The following is a 20,065-nucleotide window of genomic DNA, read 5'->3' as shown; positions in this document are numbered from 1 at the left end:
AAGGTGGGGCCAGACCGCGCCCCACCTGAGGTGAAATCAGCGCTGGGCCTGCAAGGCCTTGTCGCGGATCTGGCTGAGGGTCATGCGCGGGGTCAGGGCTTCGGGGTCGACCTGGATTTCGATCAGCGCCGGCCTGCCGGACGCCTGGCAGCGCTCGAAGGCCGCGACGAAGTCCTCGGTACGGGTGACCGTTTCACCGTGCAGCCCATAGGCACGAGCCAGGGCGGCGAAATCCGGGTTGTGCAGCTCGGTGCCCGAGACACGACCTGGGTAGGTCTTTTCCTGGTGCATGCGAATGGTGCCGTACATGCCATTGTTGACCACGATGGTGATCAGCCGGGCATCGTAGTGTGCGGCGGTGGCCAGCTCCTGGCCATTCATCATGAAGCAGCCGTCACCGGCAAACGCCACCACGGTACGTTGCGGGTAGGTGAGTTTGGCCGCCACCGCCGCTGGCACGCCGTAGCCCATCGAGCCGTTGGTCGGGCCCAACAGGGTGCGGAACACCCGATGCTGGTAACCACGGTGCACCCAGCCGGTGTAGTTGCCGGCGCCGCAGGTGAGGATGCTGTCGGCCGGCAGGTTGCTGTTCAGCCAGGCGATCACTTCGCTCATCTGCACGTCACCCGGCGAGCGCGGGATGTCGAAGTTGCCGCGGTAGCCACTGTTCAGGCTGGCAGTCCAGTCTTCGAAGGCCTGCGGGCGCACCGGACCGAGGATGTTGGCCTGGCGCAGGAAGCTGCCGGGGCCGGCGTTGATGCCCAGGGCCGGCTGATAGACGCGGCCGATTTCCTCGGCGCTGGCATGCACATGCACCAGGGCCTGTTTCGGCGTCGGGATGTCGACCAGGGCATAACCACCGGTGGTCATTTCACCCAGCCGCGCGCCCACCACGACCAGCAGATCGGACTGCTTCACCGCATCCACCAATACCGGGCCGGCCGCCAGGCCAAGGTCGCCGGCGTAGTGCGGATCGGTGTTGTCGAACAGGTCCTGGCAGCGGAACGAGGCCGCCAGCGGCAGGTTCTGGGTGTGCACGAAGGTTTTCAGGTCGGCCACCGCCTCGGCGGTCCAGCCGCCGCCACCGACGATCACCAGCGGGCGCTGAGCCCCGGCCAGCAGCTGCTGCAGCTCGCCCAGCGCTTCCGGCGCTGGCGCCGCTTCCACACGCTTGGCCGGGCGGGCATCGGCCACACTCACCAAGTCGGTGAGCATGTCTTCGGGCAGCGCCACCACCACCGGGCCCGGGCGGCCACTGATGGCACGCTGGAAGGCCTGATTGACCAGTTCAGGGATGCGCGCGGCATCGTCGATCTGCACCACCCACTTGGCCATCTGGCCGAACATGCGGCGGTAGTCCACTTCCTGGAAGGCTTCGCGCTCGATCTGGTCGCGCGCCACCTGGCCGATGAACAGAATCATTGGCGTGGAGTCCTGGAACGCGGTGTGCACGCCCACCGAGGCGTTGGTCGCGCCCGGGCCGCGGGTGACCATGCAGATGCCCGGCTTGCCGGTGAGCTTGCCATAGGCTTCGGCCATGTAGGCCGCGCCGCCTTCCTGGCGGCAGACGATCAGGTCGATCTCATCCTGCACATCGTGCAGGGCATCTAGGACTGCCAGGTAGCTTTCGCCCGGCACGCAGAAGGCACGGTCGACACCATTGACCCGCAGGGCATCGACCAGTACCTGGCCGCCGCTGCGTTTGATTTCGGAGTTGCTCATTGTTGTTCTCCCTCAGGCCGTGCGATCAGATGACCGAATCTTCCAGGAACGGCTTGTTGTCGATGACGCGCTGATAGGACAGCGCGCCCAGATCCAGCGAGCGGTAGCCGCCGTAAGTGATCAGTTCGGACAGGCCACGGCCGATGGCCGGCGCCTGCTGCAGGCCGTGGCCGCTGAAGCCGTTGCAGAACAGGAAGTTCTTGACCTCGTTGTGCGGGCCGACGATAGCGTTGTGGTCGAGCACGCAGAAGTCATAGTGCCCGGCCCAGAAGTTGACCACCTTGATACCCTCGAACGCCGGCACGCGCTCGGCGAGGATCGGCCATACCTCTTCGTCGAACTCGTCGTGCATCACGTCGAAGTCCTCGAAGTCCACTTCCGGGTCGTGCTTGGGGTAAGTGCCGCCCAGGTAGAACTTGCCCTCGGGGCGGAAGAACACGCCGGTCGGGTCGATGGTCAGCGGCACGGTGCCTTCCAGCGGCGTGCGGCAGTCGAACACGAACAGCGAACGGCGGCGTGGCTCGACCGGGATGTCCAGGCCACCCATGCGCGCGACCTTGGTACCGCGGGTACCGGCGCAGTTAACCAGCAGGCCACAGCCGATACGCTCGCCACTGGCCAGTTGCACGCCGGTGATGCGATCGCCTTCACGCTGGATGCTGACCACTTCGTTTTCGATGTACTCGATGCCCATCGAGCGTGCCTTGCGGCGGAAACCGTTGAGCATGCCGAGGCTGTCGAACCACCCTTCGCCGGTCTGGCCATAGCTGGCACCGGCCAGGGTGTCGATGTTCACCCAGGGGAACTTGCGCTGCAGTTGCTCGGGGTCGAGCAGGTGCACGTCGGCGCCGTGGGACACCTGGGTGTCGTGCAGGCGGCGCAGCACTTCATAGCCCTTGGTGTCCCCCAGGAACAGGTAGCCATTCTCGTGGAATGCCAGGTCCGGGCGGTCGCCGTCGACTTCCATCAGGTCGGGGAAGTTGCGCACGAATTCGGCGCCGAACTTCGAGATCTCGATGTTGATGGGGTTGGAGAACTGCTGGCGGATCGAGCTGCTCGACAGCGCCGTGGCCGACTTGTTGTAGGTCCAGTCGCGCTCGATGACCAGCAGCGAGCCTTTGAAATCCGGGTTGCTGGCCAGAAAATAGGCCGTGGCGCTGCCGTTGACCGCGCCGCCGACGATCACCACATCGTAGTTCTGTTGTTTTGCCGTAGAAGCCATGTTGAGCGCTCTCGTGATGTGGATTTATTTCGGGTCTTCAAAGTGGCCAGCGCCGGCAAAGTTGCCGCCGTGGTAGCGTGCGGCAGGCTCGTTCGGGTCCAGCGGCGGGTGCTCGGCCAATACCTTTTTCCGGTAGTCGTCGGCACTGTCCTGCGGCACATAGCCAATCGACGAAGCCAGGCGGTTGTCCCACAGGCTTTCGCGGTTATCGGACATGCCGTACACCACCATGTGCCCGACCCGCGGCGCCAGCAGTGAGCGCTCGGTGAGCTGGGCGAAGTCGTCGAACGACAGCCAGGTGGCGAGCATGCGCCGGTCCAGCGGCTCGGGGAACGACGAACCGATGCGCAGGTTCACCGACTCGATGGCGAACTTGTCCCAGTAGTAACGGCCCAGGTCCTCGGCAAAGCACTTGCTCACGCCGTACAGGCTATCCGGGCGATGGGCGGCGGTGGCATCGATGGTCTCGGTACGGTCGTAGAAGCCGATGGCGTGGTTGGAGCTGGTGTACACCACCCGCTTCACGCCGTTGCGACGGGCTGCTTCGTAGATGTTGTAGGTGCCGACGATGTTGCCGTTGAGGATCTTCTGGAAGGTGTCTTCAACCGGCACGCCACCGGCATGCACGATGGCGTCGACGCCCTCGGTCAGCGGCAGCACGTCATCGAAGTTGCCCAGGTCGCAACGAATCAGCTCTTCGTGCGGCGCGGCATGGCCCAGGTCGACGATGTCGGTCAGGCGCAATTCGTCGGCGAACTGCGCCAGGTGCTTGCGCAGCACGCTACCCAGGCGCCCGGCGGCGCCGGTGATCAGCAGACGTTTGAATGGCTTGCTCATGGTTTACCTCTGTTCGATTCGTGTGTTCAGGCCAGCGCCGCGAAGGCTTCGCGCAACTGCCCCAGCGCCTGTTCCAGCTCCTGGCGCGAAGTGGCGAAGGACAGGCGCACATAAGGCTCCACGCCAAAGGCCGAACCCGGCACCGTGGCCACCTTGCCGACCCGCAGCAGGTAGGCCGACAGCTCGGTGTCGTTGTTGATCACCTGGCCGTCCGGTGTGCGCTTACCAATGAAGGCGCTGACTTCAGGGAAGGCGTAGAACGCGCCCTGGGGCATCTGCAGCTTGAGCCCGGGGATCTGCGCCAGGCCCTCGACCACCAGCGCGCCACGCGCCTTGTACTCGCGGTTTGCGTCGCGCACGAAGTCCTGCGGGCCGTTCAGCGCTGCCACCGCTGCCAGCTGCGAGATGCTCGACGGGCAGGTGGTGGTCTGTGACTGGGTCTTGTTCATCGCAACCACCAGGCCCTTTGGCCCGGCCGCGTAGCCCAGGCGGTAGCCGGTCATGGCGTAGGCCTTGGACACCCCGTTGATCAACAGGGTGCGCTCGCGCAGTTGCGGGCAGGCAGTGACGAACGAAACGAACGGCTGGTCGCCCAGCACGATGTGCTCATAGATCTCGTCAGAGATGATCAGTACCTTCGGGTGGCGCTCCAGCACCTTGCCCAAGGCGGCGAACTCTTCACGGGTAAAGATCGCCCCGCTAGGGTTGTTCGGCGAGTTGAGCATCACCCAGCGGGTACGCGGGGTAATGGCCGCTTCCAGCTGCTCGGCAGTGACCTTGAAGCCCTGCTCGGCACCGCACGGGATGACCACCGGCACACCGCCGTTGAGCATCGCCATGTCGGTGTACGACACCCAGTACGGCGCCGGGGTGATGACTTCATCGCCCTCTTCCAGGGTAGCCAGGAAGGCGTTGAACAACAGCTGCTTGGCGCCGTTGCCCACACAGATTTCGTCCAGGCCGTAGTGCAGGTCGTTTTCCCGGGCGAACTTGTCTACGATCGCCTGGCGCAGGCTGTCCATGCCATTGGGCGGCGTGTAGTGGTTGTTGCCGGCCAGCATCGCCTGGTGTGCCGCCTCGATCACGTGGGCCGGGACGTTGTAGTCCGGCTCGCCGAGGGCCAGGTTGATCACAGGCTCCCCTTTGGCCAGCATTTGCTTGGCCAGCACCGACACGGCCATGCTCGGCGAGCTTTTTACCGCTTTGACGCGGCTGCTTTGCATGTCCATTGCTCAACGCTCCTTGGCGGCTTCGAAGCCGTAGTCGTCACGCGCCTGCTCGGCACTGATGTAGCCGTAGCGCAGGTCGCGCTCGACCAACTGGCGGTCACGCTGACGCGGGTCGCCATAACCACCGCCGCCCGGCAAACGCAACACCAGGCGACGGTCCGCCGGCACAAACTGCTGGCCCTTGCCGCGCAGCAGGCTGCCGTCATCCAGGCCAACGAAGCCTTGTGCACCCTCCTGGCCGCCTTCGAGGCCGCGAGCCGGGTACTGGATACGGTCGAACATGGCGCTGAAGCGGAAGCTGTAGCCTTCGCTGGCCGACACTTCGATTTCCTGGCCCAGGCCACCGCGCAGTTGGCCGGCACCGCCAGAGCCTTCACGCAGTTCTTTGCGCCAGACCACCACGGGGCCGGCGTGCTCGGTGGCTTCCACCGGCATGGTGTGCACGCCGCTTGGGAAGGCGGTGGCACTCAGGCCGTCCATCGCCGAACGGGCGCCCATGCCGCCGCTGTTGAACATCAGCATTTCGGCGTTGCGGCCATTGCGGTTGCTTTCCAGCGGGCGAACGCTCAGGTGCAGATTCCACAGGGCGCTGGCGCCCTCGGCTGGCACTTTGCCTGGCAGGCATTTGTGCAGCGCACCGAGTACCAGGTCAGGCACGAAGTGACCGAGCACATGGCGCACAGACACCGGCGCCGGGTGCTTGGCATTGAGGATGCAGCCTTCAGGCGCAGTCACTTCGAACGGTGCCAGCGACGCAGTGTTGTTCGGGATCTCTGGCGCAACGATGCACTTGAGGCCGTAGCAGGCATAGGCCTTGGCGTAGCCCAACGGCACGTTGATGCCGAACTGGCTCATGCCCGACGTACCGGTGAAGTCGCTCTGGATGCCGTCCGGGCCAACGGTGATGGTCACCGCCAGGGTGACCGGGACGTCGTAGCCGTCGAGGGTCATGCTGTTGCTGTAGGTGCCGTGCGGCAGCGACTTGAAGCATTCCAGGGTGGCGCGGCGGCTGTGCTCGAGGATGAACCCGCCGATGTGCTCCAGGTCGTCCAGCTGGAACTCTTCTAGCATGTCCAACAGGCGCTTGTGGCCGGTTTCATTGCAGGCCGACAGGGCATAGAAGTCACCCACTACCCGGTCATTCTCGCGCACGTTGTTGCGCAGGATGTTGATCAGGTCGCGGTTGACGTTGCCACGCTCGAACAGCTTCATGATCGGGATGAACAGGCCTTCTTCGTACACTTCACGAGCGTCGGGGCCAAAGCCGCGGCCGCCGATGTCGACCACGTGGGCGGTACTGGCGAAGTAGCCGATCAGCTTGCCCTTGTAGAAGGACGGCGAAACGATGGTGATGTCGTGCAGGTGGCCGGTACCCTTCCACGGGTCGTTGGTCACGTACACATCGCCTTCGAAGATGTTGTCTTCGCCGATGTCCTTGATGAAGTGCACCACCGCTTCAGCCATGGTGTTGACGTGGCCAGGGGTGCCGGTGACCGCCTGGGCGAGCATGTTGCCGGCACGGTCGAAGACGCCGGCCGACAGGTCGCCGGCCTCGCGCACGCTTGTGGAGAACGCGGTGCGGATCAGGGTCAGGGCCTGCTCTTCGACCACCGAAACCAGGCGGTTCCACATCACCTGCATTTGAATGTCGATCAAGGTATCGCTCATGTTCAGGTCTTCCGAATTCAGGCGTTAGCGGCGCACAACCAGCAGGCAGCCGTCTGGCTGGACCGTGGCGGTGAAGTTGGAGGTGACGAAGGTCGAGGTCTCGCGCTCGACGATGATTGCCGGGCCGTCGACCCGGGCACCGACCTGCAGCTCTTCGCGCGGATGGATGCCAGCTTCGACGAAGCCACCGGCGGCCACATCGAACACCTGACGGCGATCGACTTCCTGGGCACGGTAGGAGGCGCCCACGGTCTCGATGCGCTCCACGGGCGGCAGCGGCGAGCTGGCGCGTACCGACCAGCTGACGATCTCGATGTCCGGGCCGTCGATCGGGCGACCGAAGAAGCGCGTGTAGGCTTCTTCGAACAGCGTCTTGAACTGCACGGTATCGGCAGCGCTGAACGCCTTGAACGGCAGCGCCACGGGGATTTCCCATCCCTGGCCGACATAACGCATGAACGCCGTGCATTCCATTTCCGGCTCACCCTCGGGCATGCCCTGGCGCAGGAAGCCCAGCGATTCGGTTTTCATTTCCGCGATCAGGCCATTGATGGCGACTACATCGAATTCGGACAGGCGCACAAACGAACTGCGTACCGCTTCGTAGCCAAAGGGTGCGCGCAGGAAGCCGATGGCCGAGCCCACGCCGGCACCGGCCGGAACGATGAAACGGGCAACGCCCATTTTTTCGCACAGGCGCGCGGCATGTAGCGGGCCGCCGCCGCCGAAGGTGATCATGGTGTAGTCGGCGATGTCTTTGCCGCTTTCCACTGCGTGCACGCGGCCGGCGTTTGCCATGTTCTCGTCGACCACTTCGCAGACGCCGAAGGCGGCGGTTTCGGGCTTCATCCCCAAGGGCTGACCAATCACCCGCGCCATGGCGTTACCGGCAGCCAAGGTAGACAAGCGCAAGGCGCCACCGGCGAAGTTGTCGGCGTCCAGGCGGCCAAGCAGCAGGTTGGCGTCGGTGATGGTCGGCTCCAGGCCGCCACGGCCGTAGCACGCCGGGCCCGGCTCGGAAGCGGCGCTGTGCGGGCCGACGCGGATCTGGCGCATGCTGTCGATGCTGGCGATGGAACCGCCGCCGGCGCCAATTTCAACCATTTCCACCACCGGAATGGAAATCGGCATGCCGCTGCCCTTCTTGAAGCGGTAGGTACGCGCCACTTCGAAGGTTTTGGCGGTTTTCGGCACCTGGTCTTCGATCAGGCAAATCTTGGCCGTGGTGCCGCCCATGTCAAACGACAGCACATTCTCAAGCGCATAACGGCGGGCGATGTCGGCGGCAAAGATCGCACCGCCGGCCGGGCCCGATTCAACCAGGCGCACCGGAAACTCGGCAGCGCTCTGCACCGAAATGATGCCGCCACCTGAGTGAATCATGAACACCGGGCAGTCGGCGCCTTCCTGCTTGAGGGTGACCACCAGGCGGTCCAGGTAGGACTTGATCAGTGGTTTTACGTAGGCGTTGGCGCAAACGGTGTTGAAGCGTTCGAACTCGCGCATCTGCGGCGAGACTTCGCTGGAAATCGAGATCGACAGCTGCGGCAGGCGCGACTGCAGGGCATCGCGCAGTTGGCGCTCGTGGGCGCCGTTGACATAGCTGTGGATGAAGCCAATGGCGACGCTGTCGTAGTTGCCTTCGGCGATGCGCTCGACCAGCGCGTCGATCTCTGCCTGTACCGGGGCGATCAGCACCTGGCCTTTGACGCCCAGGCGCTCGCGCAGGGTGTAGCGGTGTTCACGGTCGATCAGCGGTGGCGGCAGGACGATGTTGATGTCGTACTGCTCGAAGCGGTTTTCGGTGCGCATTTCGAGGGTGTCACGGAAACCCTCGGTGGTGATGAAGGCCGTGCGCGCACCGCGGCGCTCAATCAGGGCATTGGTAGCCAGGGTGGTGCCGTGGATCAACTGGTCAATATCCGAAAGTGCAAGGCCGGCCTGCTCCACCACCTGGCGCACGCCGGTGAGGATGGCCCGCTCGGGCAGCTCGTAGTCGGTCAGGATCTTGGTCGAATGCAGCACGCCGTCCACGTCCAGCGCGATATCGGTGAAGGTCCCGCCTATGTCCACGCCGACCCGGCATGATGTCGCAGTCATCGTCATATCCCCTGCTGTTGCTTTGTAGTTGTATCGATCCGCTTAAGCGGTCTTCATGTAAGTTATATGTTGTCTTACATGTGGTCAAGCAGTGATTCGTCTGTTTTCAGTGTTGTGGCACTATCGCCGGCAAGCCGGCACCTACAGGGGTTTTCTGTAGGCGCCGGCGACAGGGCCAGCGGCTCAGGCGCTGGTCTTGACCATCCGCCCGCCACCCACTGCCTGGGCGGTAGGGAACACTTCAAGGCGCGACACATCCACCTGGCGCGGCATTCTCAGCGCGGCAAGCAGCAGCTCGGCGATGTCTTCAGGCTGGATCGATTCATAGCCTTCGTACAGCTCGTTGCCCGCCGCCTGCATGCCCATGGCCGTTTTGTACAGCTGGGTCTGCACCCGGCCCGGGGCGATCTCGGTCACGCGCACGCCGCTGCCCAGCAGGTCGCAGCGCAAGGCATCGCAAAACAGGCTGACGCCAGCCTTGGACGCACCGTACACCGCAGCACCCGGGTGCGGGGCGCGGCCGGCGCTGGAGCCGATGAAGAACAGGTGCCCCCTGCCCCGCCCGACCATGCCCGGCAATACCTGGCGCGCCAGGTGCAGCGGCGCCTTGAGGTTGATATCGAGCATGTTGTCGATTTCGGCCTCGTCGATTTCCTGGAACGCCGCGCGGGTGGACAGAATGCCGGCGTTATTGACCAGTACATCCACCGAGCGGCCCTCCAGCGCCCGGCTCAACCCGCGGTAGTCGCGCACGTCGGCCTGCAAGGTGCTCACCCCTGGCTCGCGTGCCAGCTCCGCCAACGCCTCGGCGCTGCGACCAACGGCAATCACTTCAAGGCCAGCATCGCGCAGCGCCAGCACGATGGCCTTGCCGATACCGCTGGTGGCCCCGGTCACCAGCGCGCGCTGGTAGCCCTCGGGAAATGCGACTTCAGGCATAGATGTAGCCTCCGCTGACAATGACGTTTTCACCCGTGGCATAGCTGTTGCGGCTGCTGCCCATCATCACGATCCACTCGGCGATTTCGGCAGGTTCTGCGGCGCGGCCCAGCGGGTTGGCTGCCGCCAGTTCGCCAAGGAAGCCCAGTTGCTTGGCGCGCTCGGTGGCAAAGCCGGCAGGCGCTACCGAGTTGACCAGGATCTGGTCCTTGGCGCAGGCCTGGGCGAAGGATTTGGTCAGGCTGACAACCGCAGCTTTGGTGGCAGCGTAGTGGGCATTCTGCGGGTGGGCTTTGAAAGCGTCCACGGAGGTGACGTTGACGATGCGACCGGTCACCGCAGGCGCCGCGACAAACTGCTGCATGTGTCGCACTGCCGCCACCATCATGTGATAGGTACCTTTGATGTTGACGGCGTTTTCCAGGTCCCACTCTTCGTCGCTGATCTCGAAGATGTCCTGGCGCGGGTAGATGGCCGCGCTGTTGACCAGGCAGTGAACCCGACCCAGTGCGCTGACGATTTCGCCAAAGGCGGCATGGGCGGTATCTTTGCGAGCGATGTCGCCGACCGCGATGGCCACCTCTGCACCTTGTGTGCGCAGCACTTCGGCAGCTTGTACCAACAATTGCTCGTTACGGTCGATCAGGCCAATCTTGCCAGCCCCACGCTTGACCATCAGGCGAGCTGTTTCCAGCCCCAGACCCGACGCGCCACCTACGATCACCACTGTCTGATTTTCCACAACACACCTCCGTGATTGAGTCTTTACGTAAGATGCCTGTTGTCTTACATTTGGTCAAACATCAAATCACTGACAGGTCCCATTATGCCCGCCGCCAACCGCCTGCCTGTTCCCTCCCCCGATGCCCGAGACCGCTTGCTGGAGACCGCCAGCAACCTATTCGCCCGGCGTGGCTACCAAGCCATCGGCCTGCGTGACCTGGCTAGCCATCTAGGCCTGCATCCAGGCTCGCTGTACCACCATATCGAAAGCAAGCAGGGGCTGCTGTTCGAACTAATCGAGTCAAGCCTGACCGACCTGCTGTATGAAACCCGCAAATCGCTCAAGGCTAGCCGCTCCACCGACGAGCGCCTGCGTTGTTTCGTGCAGGCATTTATCGCCTTCAGCCAGGCCCACCCCGACCGCCTGGTACTGCTGACCCGCGAGGCGATGAACCTGACCGACGACCAGGCGCTGCAGGTCGAGCAGCTCAAGGCGGTCTATAGTGCGTTGCTGGCCGAAATCATCATCGCCGACTGCAACTTGTGTGGACCCGCGTCCGGATCACGGGCGCACGCCATCGCGCAAGCAGTGCTGAGCCTGCTGTGCGGACGGGCACACTGGGGCAATGTCGAGGTCGCCAACGAACAGATCGTGGCGTATGTGCAAGGTATCGTGCGCACCGGCAAAATGGAATGAAAGCAAAATGCGGGGCATCAGGGCCGGCGACCCTGCCAGGGAGGTTCACTGATGTCCAGCGTGCACCACCTGGCAGCGCTGCGGTGTGCATTTCATGCGCGATGCCATGGCCCACGTCGGCTGTGTGAAAACCTGGCAGTCCAGGGCCGAGCTGAAGACAATGCCCGTATCGATCAATATGGGCATTGTCGTTTATGGGCTACATTCAGGGAGAGGGGCGCCAGCAGAGCAGCCTGTTTCCACCGACGCTGGACGAACTGGTTCCGGAAGACCATCTGGTGCGGGTGATTGAGGCCTACGTGGCCCGACTGGATCCACAGGTCTTGGGCTTCAGCAAAGCCCAGCCGCAGAGGACGGGGCGGCCAGCCTACGATCCGGCGGACCTGCTCAAGCTTTACCTGTATGGCTACTTCCAGCGCATCCGCTCCTCGCGCCGGCTGGAGGCCGAGTGCCAGCGCAATGTCGAGGTGATGTGGCCGCTCGGTCGCCTGGCACCGGACTTCAAGACTATCGCCGACTTCCGCAAGGACAATGGCGCGGCCTTCCAGGCGACCTGCCGGGCCTTCGTGCAGTTCTGCCGCCAGGTGGGGTGATCAGTGGCCAGTTGGCGGCCATCGATGGCAGCAAGTTCCAGGCGGTGGCCTCGCAGCGCACTTACTTGACCACTTGGTTGCATTCTACTTGACCAAGTATTTGCATCGGATTTGACCAACCACTGCATGGCTATGACCGGTAGAGAACGACCCAAAGCTGCCGGTGGGAACTGGCAGAAACCGGCCAAAAGCTGCCTCTCAGGGATAGCAACTACTCGGCCAGAAGCAGGCCAATATTATAGTGCAGTAAAGCGACGTCATTTCAGCGTATCGACAAACAACAAGCTGATGTCGCGCTGAACGAGCTGTAGTACGCCCGCTGTGAGGGAGCCCTGCGAGCACACCAGGTTGCGAAAGTGGAATGCGTAAATCGCATAGATGATGTCGACTAGGGCATCTGGGTCATGACTACCTTGCAGCGTGCCATTTCCTGCATACACCTCAATGGCCCGCTTCAATGACGTACGGAAACGACGCCGGGCCTGCTCAATGTCAGGCTGCTCATCCACCGCCAGCACCATCACCGCTAAAAGCTCGCGCCAGAAGCGTTTGTCCTCGACGGTATCGATGTCCCCGTAGTCTGCGGCAATCATCGCGAGGATGCCCTGCTGAGGGTCTGTCGGCAGATCTCTGAGCACCTCATGCACCCGTTCCTGCGCCAATAACACTTGGTTCTCAATGATTGCTATCAGCAGCGAATGCTTGTTCGGGAAATAGTTGTAAACCGTCGTCACCGCAGCCTCAGCCTGCGCCGCAATGTCCTCCATGCGCGTACTACTGACCGTGCCTTCGCGGAACAGCTTGGTCGCGGTATTCACGAGGTTCTGGCGAAACTTCTCCTTCTTCCGTTCGCGAAGCGATGGCGTCTGCTGTGGCTGGCTAACGGGCATATTCATTCCATAGGTGGTGGCACAACGAGGCATTCTAGCGGCTGACAGCCATTCTGTGTAGTCGGCAGTTAAAATGTAGTTGACTACATAAATGACATTGAATAGCTTTTTCCCCACAAGAAAAAAACGAGGGCATCAGCGCCATGAGCAGGCTCGGTTTGGTTATCGGATTCACCGCGTCAGTCGCAGCGTCCATCGGCGCGGCAATCGCGGCTCCCCAGCAAGTTCGGGTCTACAACTGGTCGGATCTGATCGGTGAACACACCATCAAAGACTTTCAGGACAGGACCGGCATCCAGGTGCTGTACGACACCTTCGACAGTGAGGCGACGCTTCAAGTGAAGCTGCTCACAGGTAACAGTGGATACGACGTCGCAGCACCCTCGAATACCTCGCTGAGTCAACTGATCAAGGCTGGCGCATTGACTGAGCTGGATCGCAGCAAGATTCCCAACTGGAAGAATCTTGATCCGGAGCTGATGAAGTTCGTAGAGAGCAAAGACCCTGACAATCGCCATGCACTCATCTACGACTGGGGCACCACCGGCATAGGAATGAATCGGAGCCTGCTTGAGGCAAAAATGCCCGATGCGCCATTCGACTCGCTCGATCTGCTGTTCAAGCCGGAGATCGTTAGTCGATTTAAATCTTGCGGTGTCGCAATGCTCGACAGCCCAGAGGACGTGTATCCCATCGTCCTGAACTACCTTGGGCTTGATCCGCAGCAGCCGACACCGCAGAACTTGGAGAAGGCCAACGAGCTTCTAAAAGCAGTCCTTCCCAATCTGCGTTATATCGCATCGGGCACCTACATTAACGACTTAGCCAACGGCAACGTCTGCCTCGTGCTGGGCTGGTCAGGCGATGTGGAGATCGCACGAGCACGGGCTCAAGAAGCAGGCATCACCGACAAGATCCAATACGTTGCACCGCGTGAAGGCGCTCTAGCCTGGTTTGGATTCCTTGTCATCCCCCAAGGCGCTCCTAACTTGGATGCGGCATATCGCTTCCTAAACGAAACCCTGGAGCCAAAGGTTAGCGCGGATTTCACGGCAACCGTTGGCTATGCCAATGCTGTGCCAGCCAGCCTTGCCTTGCTTCCTGAAGAGGTCACCAAAAACCCAGCAATTTTCCCGCCTGAGGATGTCCGCAAGAAGATGTTCTGGCAAACCGATCCAAGCCCCAGGCAGCTACGTGACATGAGCCGAGCGTGGAACCGATTCAAGAACTCCATGTGATCACCAAACCCCTTCTATTTGTTATTGGGGCTGCATCAGGCCCCATCGCTCAAGGATTTCGCAATGTGTTCTAAATCCACTCAATCTGCGGTTGTTCAGACTGAGCAAGGCGCTATCCGCGGTACTTTCGATATCGCCGCTGGCCTGCACACTTTCTTCGGTATTCCCTACGCTAAAGCCCCGGTGGGTGCTCTGCGCTTCCGGCCACCACAGCCGTACGAAGGTTGGAGCGGCGTTCGTGACGCTAGCCGGTTTGGCTCTGCCTCTGCGCAGTTGTTCGACTCTACTGAGGGCGAGTTTTCAGAGTTCACTGATGAGCCTCAGGTTGAAGGACAACCCTGGGTCGGGTCAGAAGACTGCCTGACTCTTAACGTGTGGACTCCAGCTGTTGCGCCACACAAGAAGCCTGTAGTCATCTGGATTCACGGAGGCGCGAACTGGTTAGAGAGCAGTCGGCTGGAGGGTTACCACGGTGATCAGTTGGCAAAGAACGGCGACTTGGTCTTTGTCTCTATCAACTATCGCCTTGGAGTGTTCGGCTTCCTTGATGTCAGCGTTTTGGGAGGCACGGAATACTCTGGCTCGCACTCTCACGGACTGCTTGATCAACTCCAAGCCGTACGTTGGGTGTGCAGTAACATCGCACAGTTCGGTGGTGACCCAGAGAACATCACGCTCATGGGAGAGTCTGCCGGCAGCATCGATATCAGCTGGCATCTGGCAGGCGGGCATCTGAACGGCCTGGTCAGGCGCGTAGTGATGATGAGCGGTTACGCAGGGCTGCCCGGCCTGAGTGGCGATCTAACTTATGGGCTATCCGATGCGTCAGCAGGCGATGTGGCTCGTGAGTTTTTTGCTGACTGCGGTATCGACAGCTTCCAGCAGCTAAATGAGATGACAACCGCCGACCTGATGATGAAGGTTCACCAGCTCAGCGAAAGCAGGGACATGCTTTTCCATATGGATTCGCTGTTCTGGCCAAAATCCCATGCCAAGAGTTCTCTCGTAGACCCTATCGCTTTTGCTGCCAAAGGGGAGGCTACAGGCATAGACATCATCATCGGATTCACCAACTACGAGATGGGATTGTGGTTGAACTGGGATGAGCAAATTGACCAGCTGGGAATGGACTCCGTCATCGAGAACATTGGCATTCCGGCAAGGTTGGCGGAGTCGGTTAAAAACCTGTACTGCGAGACATTCCCCGATGAAAACGACGGACAGCGGGCAATGCATCTGCTCGGTGACAGCGCTTTTGTAATGCCTTCGCTATGGGCTGCCGAGGGGCTGGCTCGAAACAATCGGGTAAAGGTCTATCGATTTGATCGTGAAACCGACCCGCGTCGCCGCGCTCAGCACGCTGCGGATCAGGTGTACTTCTTCGACAAGCTGGACACCTATGTAGGTAAGCGCCTTGCTGGGTTGCCCGCCAACAGTACCGACAGCAAGGAGCGTGAGTCCCTGGTAAGGCTGATGCAGGGCTTGATCTTCAACTACGCAGAGACCAGTCAACCGGATTATCCCGCCTGGGCTGATTACGACACGGAAAATCGTCCGCTGCTCGCTCTGGATGCCGACCCCAGCATCAAATCAGACCCATACGGCAAACGCCGAGAATGGTGGTTCCAGAACATCTACCCCAGGCCATGAGCAACAGGATATAGGGCCCACGCGGAACGATGTCGAGCTGAGGCAACACCTGATCCAGCCCCACAGTCATCAAGGAAAAGCCCAACAAGAGCAGGCAGGTACTCATGCCTGCCCTGGTTTCTCTCGCCCTGAATTTCGTCGGAGCTATCAGTTTGCGCAGGCGAGATCAGTTGAGCTTCTACCACTCCAAAACACAAGAAAGAAACGAGGAGTTAATGATGAAACGTGCGCTGCAAATGGCCCTTATGGGTGCGACACTCGCCCCTTGGATGGTGTGCCAGGCCATCACGCTAAACGACGATTTCAGTCTCGATCTAACTGTTGGTGCCTACAGCGACTACCACTCGCGAGGCATGTCTCAAACTCAGGGCGACCCGGCCATCCAGGGCTCCGCCAGGTTGTCCCACTCCAGTGGGCTGTACGCAGGCATCTGGAGTTCAAACGTGGACTACGGCTATGACAGCAAGACCCGACAGGAGATTGATTACTACGTCGGCTACTTCTGGCAGGCCACCGATGACATCAGCCTGGATCTGACGTACTACCAGTACGAGTACCCCAAAGAAGGGGCACTGAACAACAGTGAAACCTACGCCAAGCTGACCGCCTACGGCGCCTATGTCGGCGGCTACTACTCCAACGACCTGTATGGCGATCAGAGCTACTTCTACAGCTTCGTGGGCTATGAGACCACGCTCCCAATGGAGGTGGGCTTGGATCTTCGCTATGGCAAGGTGGACTTCAAGGACGACACCTTCTTCAGCCGCGACGAGAAGGCTCGATCCAGCTACAACGAGTGGCAAGTGACCGTAAGCGTCCGGCGAATTCACCTTCCGAACTCCAGCTTTAAGGGCGATGGTGTCCGCGTATTTTTAAGCGGACGCAATCACCCTTATCGCCAGGATTTCCATGCGCCAACGAAGCTCTTATCCGAAACCCTTCAAAGCCCAGGTCGTTCAGGAATGCCTGCAACCTGGGGCGACCGTATCCAGTGTCGCCATCGGCCACGGCATCAACGCCAATGTCATCCGCAAATGGATGCCGCTCTATCGAGACCAGCCTGCAACAACCTCGCTGCCAGCCTTCGTCCCGTTAAAAGCCGCACCTAAACGGCCAGCCGAAGCGTCAGCGATCATCGAGTTGCCCATGGCCGGGCAAGTGATGACCGTCAAATGGCCAACCTCAGATCCCGAGGGCTGCGCGCAATTTATCCGGGCTGTCGCTCGATGATCCGCATCGATGCGATCTGGCTGGCCACCGAGCCGATGGACATGCGCGCCGGCACCGAAACGGCATTGGCCCGGGTGATTGCGGTGTTCGGTGCGGCGAAGCCGCACTGCGCTTATCTGTTCGCCAATCGCCGGGCTAACCGGATGAAAGTGCTGGTGCACGATGGCGTCGGCGTCTGGCTTGCCGCGCGTCGACTGAATCAAGGCAAGTTTCACTGGCCCAGCATTCGCCATGGTTGCGAGGTCGAACTCGACAGTGAACAACTCCAGGCGTTGGTACTGGGCCTGCCGTGGCAACGAGTCGGCGCAGGTGGTGTGATCAGCATGCTGTAATCGCCGGCCATTTGACTGGTCTGCTTGTCGTCGTCCTGCGCCTGCTCTGGCACAATCGGCAGCATGACTTTCTCGCCCAATCTCGATCAGATGACCCCGGAACAGCTTCGTGCCTTGGCGGCACAGGCGTTGCAGTTGCAGTCTCAGGTCGAGGCGATGAGCAGGAAGATCCAGAACGATGAAATCCTCATCGAACAGTTCAAGTTCGAAATCGCCCTGCTCAAACGCCACAAGTTTGCCAAGCGCAGCGAGCAAATCAGCCCGGCACAAGGCAGCTTGCTGGATGACCTGCTCGATACAGACCTTGAAGCTATCGAGGCAGAACTAAAACAGCTTCTTCCCGCTTCGTCACAGGCCGAGCCACGGCAATCACCCAAACGTGCACTATTGCCGCCGCAATTTCCGCGTACCGTGATTCGCCACGAGCCAGAAAACACTCTGTGCGCCTGTGGCTGCCAACTTCAGCGTATTGGGGAAGACGTCAGCGAGAAGCTGGATTACACGCCGGGCGTGTTTGCCGTCGAGCAACATGTGCGTGGCAAATGGGCCTGCCGTCAGTGCGAAACTCTGATTCAGGCGCCGGTGCCCGCGCAGGTCATCGACAAAGGTATTCCAACCGCAGGCCTGTTGGCCCATGTGATGGTGGCCAAGTTTTCCGATCACTTGCCGCTCTACCGGCAGGAGAAAATCTTTGGCCGCGCCGGGCTGGCGATTGCTCGCTCGACTTTGGCCCAGTGGGTTGGACAGACCGGCGTGCGACTCCAGCCGCTGGTCGATGCGCTGCGTGAAGCTGTCCTGAAACAGGGTGTGATTCACGCTGACGAAACACCGGTGCAAATGCTTGCGCCGGGCGAGAAGAAAACCCACCGGGCTTACGTCTGGGCCTACAGCACTACGCCGTTTTCGGCACTCAAAGCTGTGGTTTACGATTTCAGCCCCAGTCGTGCAGGCGAACATGCGCGCAACTTCCTGGGCGACTGGAACGGCAAGTTGGTCTGCGATGACTTCGCTGGCTACAAAGCTGGTTTTGAGCAAGGCATCACTGAAATCGGCTGCATGGCCCACGCCCGTCGCAAGTTTTTCGATCTGCATGTTGCGAACAAAAGCCAGTTAGCCGAACAAGCGCTGCACTCGATCAGCGGCTTGTACGAGATCGAACGCCAGGCGCGGGACATGAGTGATGAAGATCGCTGGCGAATACGTCAGGAACTGGCGGTACCGATCAGCAAAACACTGCATGACTGGATGTTGGCCCAGCGCGACCTGGTGCCCAACGGATCAGCCACAGCTAAAGCCCTCGATTACAGCCTGAAACGCTGGGTAGCGCTGACGCGCTACCTGGACGATGGGGCTGTGCCCATCGACAACAACCAGGTCGAGAACCAGATACGGCCGTGGGCACTCGGACGCTCGAACTGGCTGTTTGCCGGGTCACTGCGCAGTGGCAAGCGGGCGGCTGCAATCATGAGCCTGATCCAGTCAGCGCGCATGAATGGGCATGATCCGTATGCCTACCTTAAAGATGTGCTGACGCGGTTGCCGACGCAACGGGCCAGTGAGATCGGGCAGCTACTTCCGCATCAGTGGGTATCGGCCTAGCTGCAACAAGGTGATTTCTGAATGGACAATAGTTCGAAAATCCAAACGATTATCTCAGATGACCCCATTCGGTGGCGGTTACTCGAAATAGTGCGCTCCTTGGGATTGCCAGACTGCTGGATCGGAGCAGGCTTTGTACGAAACGCGGTTTGGGATTATCTGCACGGGCGCGATTCATCCCCGATTTCAACAGACGTTGATGTCATCTGGTTTGATGCACAACGCTGCACACCAGAGCAAGATGAAGCCCTGGAAGCAGTTCTCAGAGGTCTAGAGCCGAACGTATTATGGTCTGTGAAAAATCAAGCGAGAATGCATGCTCAGAACGGCGATAAGCCATATCTCTCAGCGACCGACGCAATGCGCTACTGGCCAGAAACCGCAACGGCGGTAGCCGTAGCACTGCGAGAGAAAGGCTCATGCGAGGTCGCGGCGCCCTTGGGGCTTGATGATCTTTTTGACTTGATTATCAGGCCAGCGGGGAGGTTCGCCACGGAGAAAACTGCGATCTATCAAAGCCGCCTCAATTCCAAAAATTGGGTGAAAATCTGGCCGCAGCTCAAGCTTGCGCTCGTAGCGGTACCTCCCATCCCTCCGACAAAGTAACTTAGCCGGACGCATATCTTTTAGGAGAGAACCATCAAGGCTTTATCAATTGTACGGCCCAGTGGCAGTCGAATCGCTTCTGGCCAGAAAACACTCGAAGTCCGTCGTTGGCATCCAGACTTACAACCTACCGAGGATCTTCTGATTGTCGAAAATGGGCGTTTTCTTCATGCCGACGGGGAGGAAGATGATGACGGTATTGCGGTCGCGATTGTGCGCGTAAAAGCCGTGCGTCCGTTCATCCTGGCTGACATGGAAGCAGCCTGCGCAAGTTATTTTGAAGACGGCTGGCTCGCATGGGAGTTGAGTGACATAAGACCAATATCCCCTGTTACCATCCGCGCGGCGCGGGGTATCTACGAGGTAGATTTCCTGCATACAGAAGAACCCTGAACATTGAGCAAGATGTGTTGGGCAGACGCTTACAAGTGACCCTCAGCAAGACCCTGTTCACTGCCGACTGGTCACTGTCGTATGCAGATAGCGATTTGTCTGACTCCGAGTGCTACAGCTACAACGGCTTCGACGATGTCTGCGCACCAACCGTGATTGCAGGGGTCAGCAAGTCGTTTTGAGGCCTGAGCCTATTACAGGCCCTGATATCGACAACAACCCGGCCAACACTCGGCCTTTAGGTCGGCTGAATGCCTGGGCAGGCTGATAGTTGCTCCAGAGGTATTTCATTGGTGTTTGGGCGGGTAACCGCACTTTTTTAAAAGTCACTGACCGAGCGAATGGCCGCTTCTGGCCGGTTTCTGCCGATCCCCAACGGCGGCTTCGGGTCCAGGCT

18 protein-coding genes and 2 pseudogenes are annotated in these 20,065 nt (G+C 60.5%); 11 read left to right on the top strand and 9 right to left on the bottom strand.

What is annotated here, in order from left to right; genetic code table 11:
• Window positions 1–36: 36 nt before the first annotated feature.
• The 8 genes from REH59_RS13145 to REH59_RS13110 form a co-directional block, all read right to left on the bottom strand.
• Complete coding sequence (locus tag REH59_RS13145; protein ID WP_014861596.1) at window positions 37–1,722, bottom strand: thiamine pyrophosphate-binding protein; 1,686 nt, start codon at window positions 1,720–1,722, stop codon at window positions 37–39.
• 25 nt (window positions 1,723–1,747) lie between these two features.
• The gene (locus tag REH59_RS13140; RefSeq protein ID WP_014861595.1) at window positions 1,748–2,944 is read right to left on the bottom strand and encodes an NAD(P)/FAD-dependent oxidoreductase; all 1,197 of its coding nucleotides are present in this window, start codon (window positions 2,942–2,944) and stop codon (window positions 1,748–1,750) included.
• Between the two features lie 24 nt (window positions 2,945–2,968).
• Window positions 2,969–3,781 (bottom strand): NAD-dependent epimerase/dehydratase family protein, encoded by an 813-nt coding sequence (locus REH59_RS13135; protein ID WP_014861594.1) that lies wholly within the window; start codon window positions 3,779–3,781, stop codon window positions 2,969–2,971.
• Window positions 3,782–3,807: 26 nt separating this feature from the next.
• The gene (locus REH59_RS13130; protein WP_014861593.1) at window positions 3,808–5,010 is read right to left on the bottom strand and encodes a pyridoxal phosphate-dependent aminotransferase; all 1,203 of its coding nucleotides are present in this window, start codon (window positions 5,008–5,010) and stop codon (window positions 3,808–3,810) included.
• 3 nt (window positions 5,011–5,013) lie between these two features.
• Window positions 5,014–6,678, bottom strand: coding sequence for a hydantoinase B/oxoprolinase family protein (locus REH59_RS13125; RefSeq protein WP_014861592.1), 1,665 nt, complete (start codon window positions 6,676–6,678; stop codon window positions 5,014–5,016).
• Window positions 6,679–6,702: 24 nt separating this feature from the next.
• Window positions 6,703–8,778, bottom strand: coding sequence for a hydantoinase/oxoprolinase family protein (locus REH59_RS13120; protein ID WP_014861591.1), 2,076 nt, complete (start codon window positions 8,776–8,778; stop codon window positions 6,703–6,705).
• A 183-nt stretch (window positions 8,779–8,961) separates the two neighbouring features.
• Window positions 8,962–9,717 (bottom strand): SDR family oxidoreductase, encoded by a 756-nt coding sequence (locus REH59_RS13115; protein WP_014861590.1) that lies wholly within the window; start codon window positions 9,715–9,717, stop codon window positions 8,962–8,964.
• A complete protein-coding gene (locus tag REH59_RS13110) occupies window positions 9,710–10,459 on the bottom strand; it encodes an SDR family NAD(P)-dependent oxidoreductase (protein ID WP_014861589.1) in 750 nt (249 codons plus the stop codon). The genes REH59_RS13115 and REH59_RS13110 overlap by 8 nt, the downstream gene beginning before the upstream one ends.
• Window positions 10,460–10,543: 84 nt before the next feature.
• On the opposite strand from REH59_RS13110, the gene REH59_RS13105 reads away from it, so the two are divergent.
• Both REH59_RS13105 and REH59_RS13100 read left to right on the top strand, forming a co-directional pair.
• Window positions 10,544–11,137 carry a TetR/AcrR family transcriptional regulator gene (locus REH59_RS13105; protein ID WP_014861588.1) on the top strand — a complete coding sequence of 198 codons (594 nt, stop codon included), beginning with the start codon at window positions 10,544–10,546 and terminating at the stop codon, window positions 11,135–11,137.
• 194 nt (window positions 11,138–11,331) lie between these two features.
• A pseudogene (locus tag REH59_RS13100) lies at window positions 11,332–11,798 on the top strand (transposase); the annotation flags it as partial.
• Window positions 11,799–11,987: 189 nt separating this feature from the next.
• Here the strand turns inward: REH59_RS13100 and REH59_RS13095 are convergent.
• On the bottom strand, window positions 11,988–12,620 hold the full coding sequence (locus tag REH59_RS13095) for a TetR/AcrR family transcriptional regulator (protein ID WP_014861586.1): 633 nt from the start codon (window positions 12,618–12,620) through the stop codon (window positions 11,988–11,990).
• Window positions 12,621–12,763: 143 nt separating this feature from the next.
• Here REH59_RS13095 and REH59_RS13090 point away from each other — a divergent pair, with 143 nt between their 5' ends.
• The 9 genes and pseudogenes from REH59_RS13090 (at window position 12,764) to REH59_RS13055 (ending at window position 19,850) form a co-directional block, all read left to right on the top strand.
• Entirely contained in the window at window positions 12,764–13,858 is a 1,095-nt protein-coding gene (locus REH59_RS13090; protein ID WP_121783370.1) for a polyamine ABC transporter substrate-binding protein, read from the top strand.
• A 63-nt stretch (window positions 13,859–13,921) separates the two neighbouring features.
• The gene (locus tag REH59_RS13085; RefSeq protein ID WP_014861584.1) at window positions 13,922–15,508 is read left to right on the top strand and encodes a carboxylesterase/lipase family protein; all 1,587 of its coding nucleotides are present in this window, start codon (window positions 13,922–13,924) and stop codon (window positions 15,506–15,508) included.
• A 104-nt stretch (window positions 15,509–15,612) separates the two neighbouring features.
• Window positions 15,613–16,266 (top strand): annotated as a pseudogene (locus tag REH59_RS13080) (TorF family putative porin); the annotation flags it as partial.
• Window positions 16,267–16,417: 151 nt separating this feature from the next.
• A complete protein-coding gene (gene tnpA / locus REH59_RS28765; RefSeq protein WP_209019160.1) occupies window positions 16,418–16,738 on the top strand; it encodes an IS66-like element accessory protein TnpA in 321 nt (106 codons plus the stop codon).
• Entirely contained in the window at window positions 16,735–17,070 is a 336-nt protein-coding gene (tnpB, locus tag REH59_RS13075) for an IS66 family insertion sequence element accessory protein TnpB (protein ID WP_014861582.1), read from the top strand. The genes tnpA and tnpB overlap by 4 nt, the downstream gene beginning before the upstream one ends.
• A gap of 63 nt (window positions 17,071–17,133) precedes the next feature.
• Window positions 17,134–18,669 carry an IS66 family transposase gene (tnpC, locus tag REH59_RS13070; protein WP_014861581.1) on the top strand — a complete coding sequence of 512 codons (1,536 nt, stop codon included), beginning with the start codon at window positions 17,134–17,136 and terminating at the stop codon, window positions 18,667–18,669.
• A 21-nt stretch (window positions 18,670–18,690) separates the two neighbouring features.
• On the top strand, window positions 18,691–19,275 hold the full coding sequence (locus REH59_RS13065) for a nucleotidyltransferase family protein (RefSeq protein ID WP_128573844.1): 585 nt from the start codon (window positions 18,691–18,693) through the stop codon (window positions 19,273–19,275).
• Between the two features lie 33 nt (window positions 19,276–19,308).
• Window positions 19,309–19,668 (top strand): ASCH domain-containing protein, encoded by a 360-nt coding sequence (locus REH59_RS13060; RefSeq protein ID WP_080580377.1) that lies wholly within the window; start codon window positions 19,309–19,311, stop codon window positions 19,666–19,668.
• Between the two features lie 35 nt (window positions 19,669–19,703).
• Entirely contained in the window at window positions 19,704–19,850 is a 147-nt protein-coding gene (locus REH59_RS13055) for a hypothetical protein (protein ID WP_014861580.1), read from the top strand.
• Window positions 19,851–20,065 lie beyond the last annotated feature (215 nt).

The sequence above is a fragment of the Pseudomonas sp. BO3-4 genome (assembly GCF_034044115.1).
Taxonomy (GTDB): Bacteria; Pseudomonadota; Gammaproteobacteria; order Pseudomonadales; family Pseudomonadaceae; genus Aquipseudomonas; species Aquipseudomonas alloputida.
Note: the sequence above shows the minus strand (reverse complement) of the source record. Positions and strands in the feature narration are given on the sequence as shown.

Coding starts and splice junctions, on each gene's coding strand:
- REH59_RS13145 (WP_014861596.1), bottom strand. CDS start 1,722: ATGAGCAACTCCGAAATCAAACGCAGCGGCGGCCAGGTACTGGTCGAT.
- REH59_RS13140 (WP_014861595.1), bottom strand. CDS start 2,944: ATGGCTTCTACGGCAAAACAACAGAACTACGATGTGGTGATCGTCGGC.
- REH59_RS13135 (WP_014861594.1), bottom strand. CDS start 3,781: ATGAGCAAGCCATTCAAACGTCTGCTGATCACCGGCGCCGCCGGGCGC.
- REH59_RS13130 (WP_014861593.1), bottom strand. CDS start 5,010: ATGGACATGCAAAGCAGCCGCGTCAAAGCGGTAAAAAGCTCGCCGAGC.
- REH59_RS13125 (WP_014861592.1), bottom strand. CDS start 6,678: ATGAGCGATACCTTGATCGACATTCAAATGCAGGTGATGTGGAACCGC.
- REH59_RS13120 (WP_014861591.1), bottom strand. CDS start 8,778: ATGACTGCGACATCATGCCGGGTCGGCGTGGACATAGGCGGGACCTTC.
- REH59_RS13115 (WP_014861590.1), bottom strand. CDS start 9,717: ATGCCTGAAGTCGCATTTCCCGAGGGCTACCAGCGCGCGCTGGTGACC.
- REH59_RS13105 (WP_014861588.1), top strand. CDS start 10,544: ATGCCCGCCGCCAACCGCCTGCCTGTTCCCTCCCCCGATGCCCGAGAC.
- REH59_RS13095 (WP_014861586.1), bottom strand. CDS start 12,620: ATGCCCGTTAGCCAGCCACAGCAGACGCCATCGCTTCGCGAACGGAAG.
- REH59_RS13090 (WP_121783370.1), top strand. CDS start 12,764: ATGAGCAGGCTCGGTTTGGTTATCGGATTCACCGCGTCAGTCGCAGCG.
- REH59_RS13085 (WP_014861584.1), top strand. CDS start 13,922: ATGTGTTCTAAATCCACTCAATCTGCGGTTGTTCAGACTGAGCAAGGC.
- tnpA (WP_209019160.1), top strand. CDS start 16,418: ATGCGCCAACGAAGCTCTTATCCGAAACCCTTCAAAGCCCAGGTCGTT.
- tnpB (WP_014861582.1), top strand. CDS start 16,735: ATGATCCGCATCGATGCGATCTGGCTGGCCACCGAGCCGATGGACATG.
- tnpC (WP_014861581.1), top strand. CDS start 17,134: ATGACTTTCTCGCCCAATCTCGATCAGATGACCCCGGAACAGCTTCGT.
- REH59_RS13065 (WP_128573844.1), top strand. CDS start 18,691: ATGGACAATAGTTCGAAAATCCAAACGATTATCTCAGATGACCCCATT.